Consider the following 18,063-nt stretch of genomic DNA (forward strand, 5'->3'; position numbering starts at 1 on the left):
AAATCGGCTGTTTGGACAGCTTCAACCCTGCACGACGCAGGTGGCCAGGTGAGCGGCGAGCGCATCCCAGGCAATGCTTTGTTGTTCGCCCTGGCCACGCAGGGGTTTGAAACCTACCACTTGCTGGGCCATTTCGTCGTCACCGAGGATCAGTGCGTACAGCGCACCGCTCTTGTCGGCCTTCTTGAACTGGCTTTTGAAGCTGCCGGCGCCGGCATTGACTTGCAGGCGCAGGTTTGGAAGTTGATCGCGAACACGTTCAGCCAGGGCCAGACCGGCCAGCTCGGCTTCTTCACCGAAGGCGCAGAGGTAGACATCGACCTGACGGGAGATTTCTTCCGGGATCTGCTCAAGGGTTTCGAGCATCAACACCAGACGCTCGATGCCCATGGCGAAACCAACGCCCGTGGTCGGCTTGCCGCCCATCTGCTCGACCAGACCGTCGTAACGGCCGCCGGCGCAGACAGTGCCTTGGGCGCCGAGCTTGTCGGTGACCCATTCGAAAACGGTTTTGCTGTAGTAATCGAGGCCGCGCACCAGTTTCGGGTTGAGCACGTAAGGAATGCCGACGGCATCCAGACGCGCTTTCAAACCTTCGAAGTGTGCACGCGACTCGTCATCGAGGTAGTCGGCCATCTTCGGCGCATCAACCAGCACCGCTTGAGTGTCGGCATTTTTCGTGTCGAGCACGCGCAACGGGTTGGTTTTCAGGCGACGCTGGCTGTCTTCGTCGAGCTTGTCGTGGTGCGCCGAGAGGTACTCGACCAGCGCTTCACGATAGCGACCACGGGACTCGCTGGTGCCGAGGCTGTTGAGTTCGAGTTTGACCGCATCACGAATGCCCAGCTCGCCCCACAGGCGCCAGGTCATGGTAATCAGCTCGGCGTCGATGTCCGGACCGTCGAGGTTGAACACTTCCAGACCGATCTGGTGGAACTGGCGATAACGGCCTTTCTGCGGACGCTCGTGACGGAACATCGGGCCTATGTACCAGAGTTTCTGCACCTGGCCACCGCCGGTGATGCCGTGCTCGAGCACAGCACGCACACACGCCGCAGTGCCTTCCGGACGCAAGGTCAGGGAGTCGCCGTTGCGGTCTTCGAAGGTGTACATCTCTTTTTCGACGATATCGGTCACTTCACCGATCGAGCGCTTGAACAGCTCGGTGAACTCGACGATCGGCATGCGGATCTGCTTGTAACCGTAGTTATCCAGCAGACGCGCAACAGTGCCCTCGAAATAACGCCACAGGGGGGTCTGTTCGGGCAGGATGTCGTTCATGCCACGAATGGCTTGCAGAGACTTGCTCACTTTAAATCCTTAAATTCGTTCGGCGTTCAGTCAGGCTCAGCCGCGCGCGATAACCGCAGCGTCAGCTTCGACCTTTTCGGCCGCTTTCTGGCGGATCAGCTTTTCCAGCTCGTCCACCAGATTGTCATTCGTCAGTTTCTGCGACGGCTTGCCGTCGATGTAAATCAGGTTTGGCGTGCCGCCGGTCAAGCCGATATGGGCTTCCTTGGCTTCGCCGGGGCCGTTGACCACGCAACCGATCACCGCGACATCCAGCGGCACCAGCAGGTCTTCAAGACGCCCTTCCAGCTCGTTCATGGTTTTCACCACATCGAAGTTCTGCCGCGAGCAGCTCGGGCAGGCGATGAAGTTGATGCCACGGGAACGCAGATGCAAAGACTTGAGAATGTCGTAACCGACCTTCACTTCCTCGACCGGGTCGGCCGCCAGCGAGATGCGGATGGTATCGCCAATCCCCTCGGCGAGCAGCATACCTAGGCCCACGGCGGATTTCACTGTGCCCGAACGCAATCCACCGGCTTCGGTGATGCCCAGGTGCAGCGGCTGAATGATTTCTTTCGCCAGCAAGCGGTAGGCTTCGACGGCCATGAACACGTCCGAGGCCTTAACGCTGACCTTGAAGTTCTGGAAATTCAGGCGTTCGAGGTGTTCAACGTGGCGCAGAGCGGACTCGACCAGCGCGGCTGGGGTTGGCTCGCCGTATTTCTTTTGCAGGTCTTTTTCCAGGGAACCGGCGTTGACGCCGATGCGGATCGGAATCCCGCGATCACGGGCGGCATCGACCACCGCACGAACACGATCTTCGCGACCGATGTTGCCCGGGTTGATACGCAGGCAGTCCACGCCCAGTTCGGCCACGCGCAGAGCGATCTTGTAGTCGAAGTGGATGTCGGCAACCAGCGGCACCTTGACCAGTTGCTTGATCTTGCCGAACGCCTCGGCGGCGTCCATGTCCGGCACCGAAACGCGAACGATGTCGACGCCAGCGGCTTCCAGACGATTGATTTGCGCAACGGTGGCGGCAACGTCATTGGTGTCGCTGTTGGTCATGCTTTGCACAGCGATCGGCGCATCGCCGCCCACCGGTACGTTGCCGACCCAGATCTTGCGCGAAACGCGACGTTTGATTGGAGATTCGCCGTGCATGACTTATTGACCCAACTTCAGGCGAGCAGTCTCGCCACTGGTGAACGGAGCGATATCGACCGGTTGGCCGTTGTAGCTGACCTGCGCGGCGCGGGCAACGCCCAGACGTACGTTAAGCGGCGGCTTGCCGGAAACGGTGACGCTATCGCCTTTATGCTTCAGACCACTGAAAATCACTTTGCCACGGCCATCGGTCACTTGTGCCCAGCAATCGGCACTGAACTGCAGTTGTACCTGACCATCGCCAGCCACCGGAGCGGTTGCTTCTGCGGTCGCTGCCGGTGCAGCAGGAACGACCGGAGCGGTGACGGTCGGCGCTGGAGTGGTTGGCGCGGGGCTAGCCGGGGTAGCGACAACCGGCGCCGGTGTATGAACCGGCGCGGTCGGCGTTGCAGCCGGTGCTGCTGGAGCAGTTGCCGGAGCAGCGCCTTCTGCACCAGTCGATTCAGCCGTGGTTTCCGACTGAGGCAGTGCCAGCGCTGTAGAAGTATCGGCCTGATTTTCTTCGACAGCCTGATCTTCCGGCTCGTCAATCGGGTGAATCTGCGTCGTACCGTCAGCACCTTCGACTTCAACGTGCTCAGGGGCTAGGGACGTCAGGTCCTTGGTGCGCTGGGAGGTCTGATCCTGCCACCAGACGAAACCGCCGCCGATGACCGCGATCAGCAACAGCAGGCTGACAATACGCAAAATGGTGTGGGATACCCGCACAGGCTCTTCGATACGGCCAAGGGCATGCACGTTGCTGCCCTGGGAGTCGGTACCGGTGGACTGGTCGAACTGCTGAACCAGAACGGTCTGGTCCATGCCGAGCAATTTGGCATAAGCGCGAATGTAACCGCGAGCGAAGGTATGCCCCGGCAGCTTGTCGAAAGCGCCGGCTTCAAGATTGCTCAGGGAAGTCACGGTGAGGTTGAGCTTGAGGGCCACTTCGGCCAGCGACCAGCCATTGCTTTCGCGGGCCTGGCGCAGGGTCTCACCGGGGTTAACGCGATTCGCTGCTACAACTTCGGGATGCGCCGCTTTCATCATTGCTCCGACAGGTATTGCTGATATTCCGGCGTACCGGGATAGAGTCGTTTTAATTGCAGGCCATAACTGGCGGCCTTGTCGCGATCTTCAAACACTTTTGCCAGCCGAACGCCGAGCAATAGACTACGTGCATTTTGTTCGGTCAACTGGCTGAAACGGTCGTAATAGTCTCGCGCGGGCACATAATGCCTGTCTTCGAAAGACAACTCAGCCATTTCCAGCAATGCGCGCGGTTGTTGACGATTCAAACGCAGTGCCTTTTCCAGCTGTTGCTGCGCCAGATCACGCTGACCAAGCTTTGCTGCCGTCATGCCGAGATTTTCGAACACACGCGAACGCTCAGGATACAGGGTATCGGCGGCGGCCTGTTCAAAACGCTCGTAGGCTTCTTTAAAACGCTGTTGTTCGTAGAGAAAACTGCCGTAGTTGTTGAGAATGCGCGCATCGGCGGGACGGGAGGACAAAGCCTTGCGGAAGTGTTCGTCGGCCAGCTCAGGCTCCATTTCGGACTGGAACACCAAGCCGAGGGCAGCGTTGGCGTCAGGATCGGAACCGTCGATTTCCAGCGCCTTCTTCAGCGGCACCTTGGCCCGCTCGGTCATGCCTTGCTGCAAGTATCCCAGCCCCAGCTGCACGTAGGCAGCCCGCGCTTCATCGCGGCCCTTGCTGGTCTTCATCGGGTTGTAGTCACCCGACAGGACACAACCAGCACACAGGCTGGCCAACAGCAACAGCAGCGCAAAGCGCAGGGACATAGAGATCCTCTCTTAATTTGTGTTCGCGGCGTTCTGTGCCAGATCGCTGTCGGCGCTCAACTCACGCACGGCGATGTAACGTTCGCTGCGACGGGTGCGATCCAGCACCTGCCCTACCAATTGACCACATGCAGCGTCGATGTCTTCACCACGGGTGGTGCGGACAGTGACGTTGAAACCGGCCTGATGCAACTGATCCTGGAAACGACGGATCGCGTTGTTGCTCGGGCGCTCGTAACCGGAATGCGGGAACGGGTTGAACGGAATCAGGTTGATCTTGCACGGAATGTTCTTCAGCAGCTCGATCATCTCAACGGCGTGTTCAACCTTGTCGTTGATGTCCTTGAGCAAGGTGTACTCGATGGTCAGCACACGTTTCTCGCCAAGGGCGGACATGTAGCGCTGGCACGACTCGAGCAGCATCTTAAGCGGATATTTCTTGTTGATCGGCACCAATTGGTTACGCAATGCGTCATTCGGTGCGTGCAGCGACAACGCCAGGGACACGTCGATGTGCTTGGCCAGCTCATCGATCATCGGCACCACACCCGAGGTGGACAGGGTCACGCGGCGCTTGGAGATCCCGTAGCCGAGGTCATCCATCATCAGATGCATGGCGGCGACGACGTTGTCGAAGTTCAGCAGCGGCTCACCCATGCCCATCATCACCACGTTGGTGATGGCACGGTCGACGGTTGCCGGGACACTGCCGAAAGATTTGTTGGCAATCCACACCTGACCGATGACTTCGGCGGCGGTGAGGTTGCTATTGAAGCCTTGCTTGCCGGTGGAGCAGAAACTGCAATCCAGGGCACAGCCTGCCTGGGACGAAACGCACAGAGTGCCGCGTTTGCCCTGGGGAATGTATACGGTCTCGACGCAGCTGCCGGACGCCACGCGCACCACCCACTTACGGGTGCCGTCGCTGGAGATGTCCTCGCTGACCACTTCCGGACCACGGACCTCAGCAATAGCCTTGAGCTTGTCGCGCAAGGCCTTGCTGACGTTCGTCATGGCGTCGAAATCATCGACACCAAAGTGGTGAATCCATTTCATTACCTGACCGGCACGGAAACGCTTCTCCCCGATTGAGTCGAAGAATTTTTCCATTTCCTGTTGAGTCAGACCCAGCAGGTTGGTTTTTACAGTCGATGTAGTCATGGATTCACCTTCACTCTTAAGCCAATGCTTAGCGAGTGGTTACTTCAGTAGCTGCGAAGAAGTACGAGATTTCACGAGCAGCTGCGGCTTCGGAGTCCGAACCGTGAACAGCGTTGGCGTCGATGGAATCAGCGAAGTCAGCGCGGATGGTGCCGGCAGCAGCTTCTTTAGGGTTGGTAGCGCCCATCAGCTCACGGTTCAGAGCGATAGCGTTTTCGCCTTCCAGAACCTGAACAACAACAGGGCCGGAGATCATGAAAGCAACCAGGTCGCCGAAGAAACCACGAGCGCTGTGCTCAGCGTAGAAGCCTTCAGCTTCAGCTTTGGACAGTTGCTTCAGTTTCGAAGCTACAACGCGCAGGCCGGCTTTTTCGAAACGAGTGGTGATTTCGCCGATGACGTTTTTTGCAACAGCGTCAGGCTTGATGATGGAGAAAGTGCGTTGAACAGCCATGGTGTAACTCCAGAAACAGTAATTTGCGAAAAATTAAACCCGCGAATTATACGCGGGTTCTTGGGTATTGCCTAACCTGCGAGACGATCAGTCCAATTCTTTGGCCCAGAGCTCCTGAACCGCCTCCAGCACCTTCTCGCCGACACGGCCAGAAGTGCTATCGAAGTCAGGCAGTTCCAGGATCATCTGCTGCAAACGGACAAAACCTACAGAATATGGATCGATCCCGTCATGGGCCTCGGCCAGTTCTTCTGCAATACGTTGAACATCATTCCAACCGTAGCTCATGACAGTCTTACCAGTCAGTGCGGCGCTTCGGCCGCATGGTTAAGCGAATATTTCGGAATTTCGACGGTGATGTCTTCTTCACCGACGATCGCCTGGCAAGCCAGACGCGATTGCGCTTCCAGGCCCCAGGCGCGATCGAGGAAGTCTTCTTCCAGCTCATCAGCCTCTTCCATCGAGTCGAAACCCTCGCGGATGATGCAGTGGCAGGTGGTGCAAGCGCAGACGCCGCCGCAGGCGCTTTCCATCTCGATGTGGTGTTCGTGGGCCAGTTCGAGAATCGAGGTGCCGGGCGCAGCCTCGACCACCATGCCTTCAGGGCAGAACTTCTCGTGGGGCAGAAAAATGACCTGCGGCATCAGATATCCTCGATTTCATTCAGATTGCGCCCCGACAGAGCGGCTTTCACCGTCAGATCCATGCGGCGGGCAGCAAAAGCATCGGTCACTTGCGACAGACGCTTGGTCTGCTGCTCGATGGCGTAACCATCGGTACCTTTCATCAGTTCGGCCAGTTCCTGCAGTTGCAGGTCGATAACCATGCGCTCTTCGGCGTCGAGCAGACGCTCGCCATCCACCTCCAGAGCGCCCTGCACCGCTTCGATCAGGCGCTGGGCATCGACTTGCTGCTCGCGAAGAACGCGGGCGACCTTGTCGTCGTTGGCGTGCTGGAACGAATCTTTCAGCATCTTGGCGATTTCGCCGTCGGTCAGACCGTAGGACGGCTTGACCTGAATGCTCGCCTCAACGCCCGAACCCAGTTCACGCGCGGAAACACTGAGCAGACCGTCGGCATCGACCTGGAAGGTCACGCGAATCTTCGCTGCACCGGCCACCATCGCTGGGATGCCACGCAATTCGAAGCGCGCCAGGGAACGGCAGTCGCTGATCAGCTCGCGCTCGCCCTGCAATACGTGGATCGCCATGGCCGACTGGCCATCTTTGTACGTAGTGAAATCCTGCGCGCGAGCGACGGGGATAGTGGTGTTGCGCGGAATCACCTTCTCCATCAGCCCGCCCATGGTTTCCAGCCCCAGGGACAGCGGAATCACGTCGAGCAGCAGCAGTTCACCGCCATCGCGCTTGTTGCCAGCCAGGGTATCGGCCTGGATCGCAGCACCGATGGCCACCACTTGATCCGGGTCGATTTCAGTCAGAGGCTGACGACCGAAGGCTTCAGCAACGGCTTCGCGAACACGCGGAACGCGGGTCGAACCGCCGACCATGACCACGGCGTGCACGTCTTCCAGCTCGACACCGGAATCGCGAACGGCGCGGCGGCAGGCTTTCAGGCTGCGCGCGACCATTGGCTCGATCAGCGCATCGAAAGCTTCGCGGGTCAGCGGCGCTTTCCAGTCGCCGTAGGCCACTTCAACGCTCGCCGCATCGGTCAGGGCTTCTTTGGCCGCGCAAGCGGTTTGCAGCAGATTGCGTTGTGCACCTGGATCGAGATCGGCGGACAGGCCCGCGTTCTCGATGATCCAGCCAGCAATCGCGTGGTCAAAGTCGTCGCCGCCCAGCGCGCTGTCGCCGCCCGTGGCCAGAACTTCGAAAACACCGCCAGTCAGACGCAGAATCGAAATATCGAAAGTACCGCCGCCCAGATCATAAATAGCGACCAGGCCTTCAGCATGCTGATCCAGACCGTACGCCACAGCGGCGGCAGTCGGCTCATTGAGCAGGCGCAGCACGTTCAGTCCGGCCAATTTGGCCGCATCTTTGGTGGCTTGACGCTGAGCATCGTCGAAATACGCCGGAACGGTGATCACCGCACCCACCAGTTCGCCACCCAACGTCGCTTCAGCGCGCTGACGCAGGACCTTGAGGATATCGGCGGAGACTTCGACCGGGCTTTTCGGGCCTTGCACGGTGTCGATGAACGGCATGTGCGACTCGCCACCGACAAAGCGGTATGGCAGTTGCTCGCCCAATTGCTTGACGTCGGACAGACCGCGTCCCATCAAGCGCTTGACCGACAGCACGGTGTTCAACGGATCGGAAGCAGCAGCCAGCTTGGCCGACTCGCCGACTTCAACGCGATCGGCGTGATAACGCACGGCGGACGGCAGGATGACCTGCCCGTTTGCGTCAGCCAACGGCTCGGAAAGACCACTGCGCAACGCAGCGACCAGCGAATTGGTAGTGCCCAAGTCGATCCCCACAGCCAGACGACGCTGGTGCGGTTGAGGACTTTGGCCGGGTTCGGCGATCTGCAGTAGGGCCATCGTGATCAGGACTTATCTGTATATCAGGCGTGCGACCGGAGCGGCACTGGGTTAATCGTCGAGGCGCTCTTCTAACTGGCGCACTTCGTAGGTGAGCTTGTCGAGGAACTGCATGCGCCGCATCAGGCGTTCGGCCTGTTCGCGTTGCGCTGCGTCATCCCAACAGGCTGCGAAGCTTTCATTGAGTTCTTCCTGAGCCACTTTCAAGCGTCGCTTGAACACCGCGACACCGTCGAGGTCGGCACTGTCCTGGAGGTCTTCGAGCTCTTCGCGCCATTGCATCTGCTGCAGAAGAAACTCGGGATCATGGACCGTGACTTCCATCGGCACTTCATGCCCGCTGATGGTCAGCAGGTAGCGTGCGCGCTGGGCCGGACTCTTGAGCGTCTGATAGGCGTCGTTGAGCCGTGCAGACTGCTCGAGTGCCGACCGCTGCTCACGCTCGGAAGCGTCGGCAAAGCGGTCAGGATGAACGCCGCGCGCCAACTCACGATAGCGCGTGGCCAACTGCTCGAGATCCAGACGGAAACCCGGTTGCAGCTCGAATAAAGCGAAATGACAAGGAATACCCACGACAAGCCTCAGATGTTGAAGCTTTCGCCGCAGCCACATTCACCGCGTACGTTGGGGTTGTTGAACTTGAAGCCTTCGTTCAACCCTTCCTTGACGAAATCGAGCTCGGTGCCGTCCAGGTAGGCGAGGCTTTTCGGGTCGATGATCACTTTTTCGCCGTGACTCTCGAACACCTGATCCTCTGCAACCACCTCGTCGACAAACTCCAGCACGTAGGCAAGGCCGGAACAGCCTGTGGTGCGAACACCCAGACGAATCCCTTCACCTTTGCCGCGCCCGTCGAGGGAGCGCCGCACGTGTCGAGCAGCCGCTTCTGTCATGCTGATAGCCATCGGTGACTCCTTACTCGTCGCCAAATCCAGAAAGTCAGATCAAGCCTTTCTTCTGCTTGTAATCGCGAACAGCCGCCTTGATAGCGTCTTCAGCCAGTACCGAGCAGTGAATTTTCACTGGCGGCAGGGCCAGTTCTTCGGCCAACTGAGTGTTCTTGATGGTTTCTGCTTCGTCCAGGGTCTTGCCCTTCATCCACTCGGTGGCGAGGGAGCTGGAAGCGATAGCCGAACCGCAGCCGTAGGTCTTGAACTTGGCATCTTCGATGATGCCAGCGTCGTTGACCTTGATTTGCAGACGCATCACGTCGCCGCACGCCGGTGCGCCGACCATACCGGTGCCGACATCAGGATCTTCCGCGTTCATCTTGCCGACGTTGCGCGGGTTTTCGTAGTGGTCGATGACCTTTTCGCTGTAAGCCATGATTCTCAATCCTCACTCATCAGGGCCGCTCTTGAGACCCTGCAACTGCGCTGCGTAAACCGCCGCGTCGCTACAGGATCTGTATCTGGCGGCTTCTATATTTAGTGTGCCGCCCACTCGATTTTCGAGATATCGACGCCGTCTTTGTACATGTCCCACAGCGGCGACAGAGCGCGCAGCTTGGTAACGGCCTCGCAGACTTTCTGCGCGGCGTAGTCGATTTCTTCTTCGGTGGTGAAACGGCCGAAGGTGAAGCGGATCGAACTGTGTGCCAGTTCGTCGTTGCGGCCCAGGGCGCGCAGTACGTACGAAGGCTCCAGCGACGCCGAGGTGCACGCCGAACCGGACGATACCGCCAGATCCTTGAGCGCCATGATCAGCGACTCGCCTTCAACGTAGTTGAAGCTCAGGTTCAGGTTGTGCGGAACGCGGGCGGTCAGGCTGCCGTTGACGTACAGCTCTTCCAGATGCTCGACCTGCTTGTAGAAACGGTCGCTCAAGGCTTTGATACGGACGTTTTCGGCAGCCATGTCTTCTTTGGCTACACGGAACGCTTCGCCCATGCCGACGATCTGGTGGGTCGCCAGAGTGCCGGAACGCATGCCGCGCTCGTGACCGCCGCCGTGCATGGTCGCTTCGATGCGCACACGCGGCTTGCGGCTGACGTACAGCGCGCCGATGCCTTTAGGGCCGTAGGTTTTGTGGGCGGAGAACGACATCATGTCGACTTTCAGCTTCTGCAGGTCGATGTCGACCTTGCCAGTGGACTGAGCAGCGTCGACGTGGAACAGAACGCCCTTGGCGCGGAGCATTTCGCCAATAGCGGCGATGTCGTTGACGGTGCCGATTTCGTTGTTCACGTGCATCACGGAGACCAGGATGGTGTCTTCGCGCAGTGCAGCTTCAATCATGGCCGGGGTGATCAGACCGTCTTCGGTCGGCTCGAGGTAGGTGACCTCAAAACCTTCACGCTCCAGTTGGCGCATGGTGTCGAGGACAGCCTTGTGCTCAATCTTCGAGGTGATCAGGTGCTTGCCCTTGGAGCCGTAGAAATGCGCCGCACCCTTGATTGCCAGGTTGTCGGATTCGGTAGCGCCTGAGGTCCAGACGATTTCGCGCGGGTCGGCATTGACCAAATCGGCCACCTGACGACGGGCGTTTTCGACGGACTCTTCAGCTTTCCAGCCGAACACGTGGGAACGGGACGCCGGGTTACCGAAGTTTCCGTCAACCAGCAGGCATTCACTCATTTTTTGCGCAACACGCGGATCAACCGGGGTGGTCGCAGAGTAATCAAGGTAAATCGGCAATTTCATGGACTATCTCCTAAATCAGGGCTGGCGTGCCGCTAGCTCTCTGGCTGTCATTCGACGGCGGACGCTTCAATCTTGTCCAGGCGTGGCGCCTTGCTATTGCAACGGCGCTGGTCCTGACGCTGGGCTACTTCTTGCACCTCACGGCGAGTCACAAGATCAGCCAAGCTGATACCACTTAGAAATTCGTGAATCTGCAGGCTCAAATCGCACCACAGATGATGGGTCAGGCAGGTGTCGCCGGAATGGCAATCGCCCTGGCCCTGGCATTTGGTGGCATCAACCGATTCGTTTACCGCATCGATCACCTGAGCAACCTGGATGCCCTGCATGTCGCGGGACAACTGGTAGCCACCACCCGGGCCGCGAACACTGGAAACCAGGTTGCTGCGACGCAGCTTGGCGAACAGCTGTTCGAGGTAGGACAGGGAGATGCCTTGGCGCTCGGAGATATCGGCCAGGGACACGGGCCCGTGCTGCGCGTGCAACGCCAGGTCAAGCATGGCGGTCACGGCGTATCGGCCTTTTGTAGTCAGTCGCATGGACAGTTACCACGGAGTTCAGAATGGGGCGAGTATGCAATTCCCGAGTATTTAAGTCAACTTTAAGACCTAGTACTTTAGTCAGGATTACCCGCAAAAGAGCGCGCGAATGATAGCAGGGTCTGCGGCGTAATGGCACACCGGCCGGCGCAAGCCTCTGTAGGAGCTGCCGAAGGCTGCGATCTTTTGACGTTGCCTTCCATAAGATCAAAAGATCGCAGCCTTCGGCAGCTCCTACAGGGGCGCTAGCTGGCTTTGGATTCGTCTTTGCCTTTGACGCAGGCGAAGTCTTCTTCGCGCAGTTCAGGCAGATCTTTCGCACAATAATTGCTGCCCAGATCCTTCAGCGCGCCGCACATCCCCTCCAGACGCCCGTCCACCGCTTGCAGGTGATCGAGCAACTGACCAATGGCGCGCGCCACCGGGTCGGGCATGTCTTCGCTGACACCGTAGGCGTCGAAACCGATTTTCTCGGCCATAGCCTTGCGCTTGGCGTCCTGCTCCTCATCGGACTTGACGATGATTCGCCCGGGAATACCGACAACAGTGGCGCCCGGTGGCACCTCTTTGGTCACCACGGCGTTGGAACCGATCTTGGCACCGGCGCCGACCGTGAACGGGCCAAGCACCTTGGCGCCCGCACCAACAACCACGCCATCACCCAACGTCGGGTGACGCTTGCCTTTGTTCCAGCTGGTGCCACCCAGGGTCACGCCCTGATAAATGGTCACGTCATCGCCAATCTCGGCGGTTTCACCAATGACGATGCCCATTCCATGGTCAATAAAGAAGCGTCGACCAACCTTGGCGCCCGGATGAATTTCGATCCCGGTCAACCAGCGACCGAAGTTCGACACCAGCCGCGCCAGCCATTTCAGCTCATTGCGCCACAGCATGCCGGCCAATCGATGGATCCAGATCGCATGCATGCCGGGGTAGCAGGTCAGGACTTCAAAAGCGTTACGTGCCGCCGGGTCTCGATGGAACACGCTCTGGATATCTTCACGCAAACGCTCAAACATCATTTAGTCCTTCCGCTTAAGAAGCTCACCACGGGCCGCTTTCTGGGTTTCCGTGAGGATGCCACGCAAAATATTCATTTCCGCCCGGCTGACCGAGCTGCGTCCGTACAACCGGCGCAGGCGCGCCATCAAATGCCGTGGTTTTTCCGGATCGAGGAATTCGATGGCAACCAGCGTCTGCTCCAGATGCTCATAAAAGCGCTCCAGCTCATCCATGGTCGCCAGCTCGGCACTTTTCACCGAGGCCACTTCTTCTTTCTCGATCTTGCTCGGCTGACCTTGGGCGGCCAGCCAGGCCATGCGCACTTCATAGCTCAACACCTGCACCGCCGCGCCTAGGTTCAGCGAGCTGAACTCAGGGTCGGAAGGGATGTGCACATGAAAGTGACATCGCTGCAGTTCGTCATTGGTCAGACCGGAATCTTCACGGCCGAACACCAGCGCTATTTCGGCGCCCTGCCCGGCTTCCTCGACCACTTTGGTACCGCATTCGCGCGGATCCAGCAGCGGCCAAGGGATACGGCGGTCACGGGCGCTGGTGCCGAGCACCAGATTGCAGCCGACCAAGGCATCTTCCAAGGTGGCGACGACCTGGGCGTTTTCAAGGATGTCACCGGCACCGGAGGCGCGAGCATCGGCCTCGTGATGCGGAAACAGGCGCGGTTCGACTAGCACCAGTCGCGACAGACCCATGTTTTTCATGGCGCGCGCGGCCCCGCCGATGTTGCCGGGGTGGCTGGTATTGACCAGGACGACACGAATGTTCTGCAGCAAGGGAGGCGCTCTCGGACACAGGAAAGGGGTGCAAATCTTACAGAACAGCCTACCGTTAAGCTATGAAAGCGAACAGCGTCCTTCACCTGAAGAAAAGTTCTGATAGAATGCGCGGCTTTCTTTAACAACCTTAGGTGACACATCCATGCAGCCCATGCTGAATATCGCGCTGCGCGCCGCCCGCAGCGCCAGTGAACTGATCTTCCGCTCCATCGAGCGCCTGGATACCATCAAGGTCGACGAAAAAGACGCCAAGGATTATGTATCCGAGGTCGATCGCGCCGCCGAACAGAAAATCATCGACGCGTTGCGCAAGGCTTACCCTAACCACTCCATCCGCGGTGAAGAGACAGGCCTGCACGCCGGCACCGGCATCGAAGGCGAAGAGTACCTGTGGATCATCGATCCACTGGACGGCACCACCAACTTCCTGCGCGGCATTCCGCACTTCGCTGTCAGCATCGCCTGCAAATATCGCGGTCGCCTGGAACACGCAGTGGTTCTGGACCCGGTTCGCCAGGAAGAATTCACCGCCAGCCGTGGTCGCGGCGCTCAACTGAACGGTCGTCGCCTGCGCGTCAGCGGTCGCACCAGCCTCGACGGCGCTCTGCTCGGCACTGGCTTCCCGTTCCGTGACGATCAAATGGACAACCTGGAGAACTATCTGGGCATGTTCCGCGCTCTGGTTGGCCAGACTGCCGGCATCCGCCGCGCCGGTTCGGCAAGCCTGGACCTGGCTTACGTAGCTGCCGGTCGTTTCGATGCGTTCTGGGAATCAGGCCTGTCCGAGTGGGACATGGCTGCAGGCGCCCTGCTGATTCAAGAAGCCGGCGGCCTGGTGAGCGACTTCACCGGCGGTCACGACTTCCTTGAAAAAGGCCACATCGTTGCCGGCAACACCAAATGCTTCAAGGCAGTCCTGACGGCGATCCAGCCGCATCTGCCGGCTTCGCTGAAGCGCTAAGCTTCACGCGAAACAAAAAAGCACCCTTAGGGTGCTTTTTTTATGCTTGCATTCAGACCAACACAAATCCTTGTGGGAGCGAGCTTGCTCGCGAAAGCGGTGGATCAGGCTGCATAGATGTTGAATGCCAGACCGCATTCGCGAGCAAGCTCGCTCCCACAGGAGATCCGGGGTTAGCCGAAAATTCCGGGCACAAAAAAGCACCCCGCAGGGTGCTTCTTTTTAAAACAGTCGGTAATTACTGACCCGGCTCATTCTGCGACAGAATCAGCTTGCCTTCCTTGTCGACCGGAATCTGGTTGCCCGGATCGCGATCCATCCGCACTTTGCCTTCCTTGCCATCGAGCGAGTAACGCACGTCGTAACCGACGACCTTGTCACTGATGTCATTGACCGTGTTGCAGCGGGTTTGCGTGGTGGTGTAGGTGTCACGCTCCTGCATGCCTTCCTGCACCTTGTTACCCGCATAACCGCCACCGACCGCACCGGCTACCGTGGCAATTTTCTTGCCGGTGCCGCCGCCAATCTGATTACCCAGCAAACCACCTGCCAGTGCACCGACCACCGTACCGGCAATTTGATGCTGATCCTTTACCGGTGCCTGACGCGTCACTGTCACGTCCTTGCACACTTCACGTGGAGTCTTGATCTGTGTTTTAACCGGTTCGACGGCCAACACTTGCGCATACTCAGGGCCGCTTTTAACCAGGCTGTAGGTGGCAACAGCGCCCCCGGCAGTCACACCGACAGCACCCAATACCGCACCAACCAGCAACGACTTGTTCACATGAACCTCCTGACCATCACATGCGGGACACGCCCGCGCTTCTCCCAGCCTTGGAGCATAAAAAAAGGCGCGAGTTCAAATCGCGCCTTTCTTGGGCTGACAGCCGGGAAAACGATGGCCGTTATGGACGGTCGTCGACTTCCTTCTCGGTGTTTGCCGGAGGAATCAGATCCTCAGTGCTCAGGTTCAGCCAGATCAGCACCACGTTAGCGATGTAGATCGACGAGTAAGTACCCGCCAGAACACCGATGAACAGGGCAATCGAGAAGCCGAACAGGTTGTCGCCACCGAAGAACAGCAGTGCCGCGATCGCGAGCAAAGTGGAGATCGACGTCGCCATGGTCCGCAGCAGGGTCTGGGTGGTCGAGATGTTGATGTTCTCGATCAGCGAAGCCTTGCGCAGGACACGGAAGTTCTCACGAACCCGGTCGAATACCACGATGGTGTCGTTCAGCGAGTAACCGATGATCGCCAGTACCGCCGCCAGCACCGTCAGGTCGAAGGTGATCTGGAAGAACGACAGGATACCGATGGTCACGATCACGTCGTGAATCAGCGAAACGATGGCGCCAACCGCGAACTTCCACTGAAAGCGGAATGCCAGGTAGATCAGGATACCGCCGAGCGCCAGCAGCATGCCGAGGCCGCCCTGGTCACGCAGCTCTTCACCGACCTGCGGGCCAACGAATTCGACACGTTTGACCGTCGCCGGGTTGTCGCCGCCGAGCTTCTGCAACGCTTCCGCGACCTGATGACCCAGCTGCGGGTCTTCACCCGGCATGCGCACCAGCAGATCGGTGGTGGCACCGAAACTCTGCACGATGGCTTCGTGGTAACCGGAAGTTACCAGCTCTTCACGCACCTTGGTGACGTCAGCCGGACGCTCGTAGGTCAGCTCGATGAGCGTACCGCCGGTGAAGTCCAGGCCCCAGTTCATGCCCTTGTGGACAACGCTGAATATAGCCAGCAACGTGAGAAACACTGTGACGCCGAACGCGAAGTTGCGAACGCCCATGAAGTTGATTGTACGTAACATGGCAGCCCCTTAAATCCACAACTTCTTGAAGTCACGTCCGCCAAAGATCAGGTTGACCATTGCGCGGGTCACCATGATGGCCGTGAACATCGAGGTAAAGATCCCGAGGGACATGGTCACTGCGAAACCTTTGACCGGGCCGGTGCCCATGGCAAAGAGAATCCCGCCGACCAACAAGGTAGTCAGGTTGGCGTCGAGAATCGCGGTGAATGCCCGGCCGAAGCCTTCGTTGATTGCACGCTGCACGGTCATGCCGGCGGCGATCTCCTCACGGATCCGCGAGAAGATCAGCACGTTGGCGTCGACCGCCATACCCATGGTCAGCACGATACCGGCGATACCCGGCAGGGTCAGCGTTGCACCCAGCAGCGACATCAAGGCCAGCAGCAACACCATGTTCACCGCCAGCGCGACGGTGGCAATGATGCCGAAGAAGCGGTAGATGGCGATGATGAACAGCGACACGAACAGCATGCCCCACAGCGACGCATCGATACCTTTGGTGATGTTGTCAGCACCCAGGCTCGGGCCGATTGTGCGCTCTTCAGCGAAGTACATCGGTGCGGCCAGACCACCGGCACGCAGCAGCAGCGCCAGCTCGGACGACTCACCCTGACCGTTCAGGCCAGTGATGCGGAACTGAGCACCCAGCGGCGACTGAATGGTCGCCAGGCTGATGATCTTCTTCTCTTCTTTGAACGTTTGAACGGCAACGTCTTTCTCGACGCCATCGACCACTTGCTTGGTGTAAGTGGTGATCGGACGCTGTTCGATGAAGATCACCGCCATGCTGCGACCGACGTTCGAACGGGTTGCGCGGCTCATCAGTTCACCACCGTGACCATCCAGACGGATGTTCACTTCAGGCGTACCGTGTTCGCCGAAACCGGCCTTGGCGTCGGTGACCTGGTCACCGGTGATGATCAGACCACGCTCGATCTGTGCTGGCGGACGCTTGCCTTCACGGAACTCGAAAGTTTCCGAAGTGGCTTTCGAAGCGCCCGGCTCTGCGGCCAGACGGAATTCAAGGTTGGCCGTCTTGCCGAGAATACGCTTGGCTTCGGCAGTGTCCTGCACGCCCGGCAGCTCAACCACGATGCGGTTGGCGCCTTGACGCTGAACGATCGGTTCGGCAACACCCAGCTCGTTGACGCGGTTACGTACCGTGGTCAAGTTCTGCTTGATGGAGTATTCACGGATTTCCGCCAGCTTGGCCGGGGTCATCGCCAGACGCAGCACCGGTTGACCATTGAGGTCGGCCGGAACAATGTCGAAATCGTTGAAGTTCTTGCGGATCAGTGCACGGGCCTGTTCGCGGGAATCTTCATCGCTGAAGCCCAGCTGAATGGCACCGCCCAGTTGCGGCAGGCTGCGATAGCGCAGCTTCTCTTTGCGCAGCAGGCTCTTGACGTCACCTTCGTAGACTTTCAGGCGTGCATCGAGGGCTTTGTCCATGTCCACTTCCAGCAGGAAGTGCACACCACCGGACAAGTCCAGACCCAGCTTCATCGGGTGCGCGCCCAGATTGCGCAGCCATTGCGGGGTGGTCTGTGCCAGGTTCAGCGCGACGACGTAGTCATCACCCAACGCCTTGCGCACAACGTCTTTGGCCGGCAGCTGGTCTTCAGCCTTGCTCAGACGGATCAGACCGCCCTTGCCGTTGGCTGCCAGCGTGGCGGCCTTGACGTTGATCCCGGACTCCTTGAGCGCAGTGCTCACACGATCCAGATCAGCCTGATTGACTTGCAGCGCAGTGCTTGCACCGCTGACCTGAATGGCCGGGTCATCGGGGTATAGATTCGGAGCGGAATAAATCAGACCGATCGCCAGCACCGCCAGGATCAGAATGTATTTCCACAGAGGATATTTGTTCAGCATCACGCCGCCCGTTATGAACGCGGGGCGCCTTGCGCGCCCCGTCGATTGAGTAG

General features: G+C 58.9%; 20 protein-coding genes. 1 reads left to right on the forward strand and 19 read right to left on the reverse strand.

The window, feature by feature from the left end; all coding sequences use genetic code 11:
• Window positions 1-21 precede the first annotated feature (21 nt).
• From hisS to trmJ, 16 genes are all read right to left on the reverse strand, one after another.
• Window positions 22-1,311, reverse strand: coding sequence for a histidine--tRNA ligase (hisS, locus tag RMV17_RS23970; protein ID WP_016984369.1), 1,290 nt, complete (start codon window positions 1,309-1,311; stop codon window positions 22-24).
• 36 nt (window positions 1,312-1,347) lie between these two features.
• Window positions 1,348-2,457, reverse strand: a complete 1,110-nt coding sequence (gene ispG, locus RMV17_RS23975) for a flavodoxin-dependent (E)-4-hydroxy-3-methylbut-2-enyl-diphosphate synthase (RefSeq protein WP_311883047.1) — start codon at window positions 2,455-2,457, stop codon at window positions 1,348-1,350.
• 3 nt (window positions 2,458-2,460) lie between these two features.
• Window positions 2,461-3,486, reverse strand: coding sequence for a helix-turn-helix domain-containing protein (locus RMV17_RS23980; RefSeq protein WP_311883049.1), 1,026 nt, complete (start codon window positions 3,484-3,486; stop codon window positions 2,461-2,463).
• The gene (gene pilW, locus RMV17_RS23985; RefSeq protein ID WP_311883051.1) at window positions 3,486-4,244 is read right to left on the reverse strand and encodes a type IV pilus biogenesis/stability protein PilW; all 759 of its coding nucleotides are present in this window, start codon (window positions 4,242-4,244) and stop codon (window positions 3,486-3,488) included. The genes RMV17_RS23980 and pilW overlap by 1 nt, the downstream gene beginning before the upstream one ends.
• Before the next feature lie 12 nt (window positions 4,245-4,256).
• Complete coding sequence (rlmN, locus tag RMV17_RS23990; protein ID WP_016984373.1) at window positions 4,257-5,405, reverse strand: 23S rRNA (adenine(2503)-C(2))-methyltransferase RlmN; 1,149 nt, start codon at window positions 5,403-5,405, stop codon at window positions 4,257-4,259.
• A gap of 28 nt (window positions 5,406-5,433) precedes the next feature.
• Window positions 5,434-5,859, reverse strand: coding sequence for a nucleoside-diphosphate kinase (ndk, locus tag RMV17_RS23995; protein WP_007916882.1), 426 nt, complete (start codon window positions 5,857-5,859; stop codon window positions 5,434-5,436).
• Window positions 5,860-5,946: 87 nt separating this feature from the next.
• Entirely contained in the window at window positions 5,947-6,147 is a 201-nt protein-coding gene (gene iscX / locus RMV17_RS24000; RefSeq protein WP_194936361.1) for a Fe-S cluster assembly protein IscX, read from the reverse strand.
• Window positions 6,148-6,161: 14 nt separating this feature from the next.
• On the reverse strand, window positions 6,162-6,503 hold the full coding sequence (fdx, locus tag RMV17_RS24005) for an ISC system 2Fe-2S type ferredoxin (RefSeq protein WP_007916885.1): 342 nt from the start codon (window positions 6,501-6,503) through the stop codon (window positions 6,162-6,164).
• Window positions 6,503-8,368, reverse strand: coding sequence for a Fe-S protein assembly chaperone HscA (hscA, locus tag RMV17_RS24010; RefSeq protein WP_311883057.1), 1,866 nt, complete (start codon window positions 8,366-8,368; stop codon window positions 6,503-6,505). The genes fdx and hscA overlap by 1 nt, the downstream gene beginning before the upstream one ends.
• A 51-nt stretch (window positions 8,369-8,419) precedes the next feature.
• Window positions 8,420-8,941: a co-chaperone HscB gene (gene hscB / locus RMV17_RS24015; RefSeq protein ID WP_007916889.1), complete on the reverse strand. Its 522-nt coding sequence runs from the start codon at window positions 8,939-8,941 to the stop codon at window positions 8,420-8,422.
• A gap of 8 nt (window positions 8,942-8,949) precedes the next feature.
• Complete coding sequence (iscA, locus tag RMV17_RS24020; RefSeq protein ID WP_003227904.1) at window positions 8,950-9,273, reverse strand: iron-sulfur cluster assembly protein IscA; 324 nt, start codon at window positions 9,271-9,273, stop codon at window positions 8,950-8,952.
• Window positions 9,274-9,307: 34 nt separating this feature from the next.
• Window positions 9,308-9,694, reverse strand: a complete 387-nt coding sequence (gene iscU, locus RMV17_RS24025) for a Fe-S cluster assembly scaffold IscU (protein WP_007916892.1) — start codon at window positions 9,692-9,694, stop codon at window positions 9,308-9,310.
• 101 nt (window positions 9,695-9,795) lie between these two features.
• Window positions 9,796-11,010 (reverse strand): IscS subfamily cysteine desulfurase, encoded by a 1,215-nt coding sequence (locus RMV17_RS24030; protein WP_034156255.1) that lies wholly within the window; start codon window positions 11,008-11,010, stop codon window positions 9,796-9,798.
• 47 nt (window positions 11,011-11,057) lie between these two features.
• On the reverse strand, window positions 11,058-11,549 hold the full coding sequence (gene iscR / locus RMV17_RS24035; protein ID WP_003227911.1) for a Fe-S cluster assembly transcriptional regulator IscR: 492 nt from the start codon (window positions 11,547-11,549) through the stop codon (window positions 11,058-11,060).
• A 245-nt stretch (window positions 11,550-11,794) separates the two neighbouring features.
• Window positions 11,795-12,571 (reverse strand): serine O-acetyltransferase, encoded by a 777-nt coding sequence (gene cysE / locus RMV17_RS24040; RefSeq protein ID WP_311883062.1) that lies wholly within the window; start codon window positions 12,569-12,571, stop codon window positions 11,795-11,797.
• Between the two features lie 3 nt (window positions 12,572-12,574).
• Window positions 12,575-13,345: a tRNA (cytosine(32)/uridine(32)-2'-O)-methyltransferase TrmJ gene (trmJ, locus tag RMV17_RS24045; protein WP_008084663.1), complete on the reverse strand. Its 771-nt coding sequence runs from the start codon at window positions 13,343-13,345 to the stop codon at window positions 12,575-12,577.
• A gap of 145 nt (window positions 13,346-13,490) precedes the next feature.
• Here trmJ and suhB point away from each other — a divergent pair, with 145 nt between their 5' ends.
• Complete coding sequence (gene suhB, locus RMV17_RS24050) at window positions 13,491-14,309, forward strand: inositol-phosphate phosphatase (protein WP_034156254.1); 819 nt, start codon at window positions 13,491-13,493, stop codon at window positions 14,307-14,309.
• 238 nt (window positions 14,310-14,547) lie between these two features.
• On the opposite strand, the gene RMV17_RS24055 is transcribed toward suhB, so the two are convergent.
• The 3 genes from RMV17_RS24055 to secD form a co-directional block, all read right to left on the reverse strand.
• Window positions 14,548-15,096 (reverse strand): glycine zipper 2TM domain-containing protein, encoded by a 549-nt coding sequence (locus RMV17_RS24055; protein WP_007956693.1) that lies wholly within the window; start codon window positions 15,094-15,096, stop codon window positions 14,548-14,550.
• Between the two features lie 121 nt (window positions 15,097-15,217).
• On the reverse strand, window positions 15,218-16,132 hold the full coding sequence (secF, locus tag RMV17_RS24060) for a protein translocase subunit SecF (RefSeq protein WP_034156104.1): 915 nt from the start codon (window positions 16,130-16,132) through the stop codon (window positions 15,218-15,220).
• A gap of 9 nt (window positions 16,133-16,141) precedes the next feature.
• Complete coding sequence (secD, locus tag RMV17_RS24065; RefSeq protein WP_016984381.1) at window positions 16,142-18,010, reverse strand: protein translocase subunit SecD; 1,869 nt, start codon at window positions 18,008-18,010, stop codon at window positions 16,142-16,144.
• Between the last annotated feature and the right edge of the window lie 53 nt (window positions 18,011-18,063).

Origin of the sequence: Pseudomonas sp. VD-NE ins (genome assembly GCF_031882575.1) — a bacterium.
Lineage (GTDB): Bacteria > Pseudomonadota > Gammaproteobacteria > Pseudomonadales > Pseudomonadaceae > Aquipseudomonas > Aquipseudomonas fluorescens_BZ.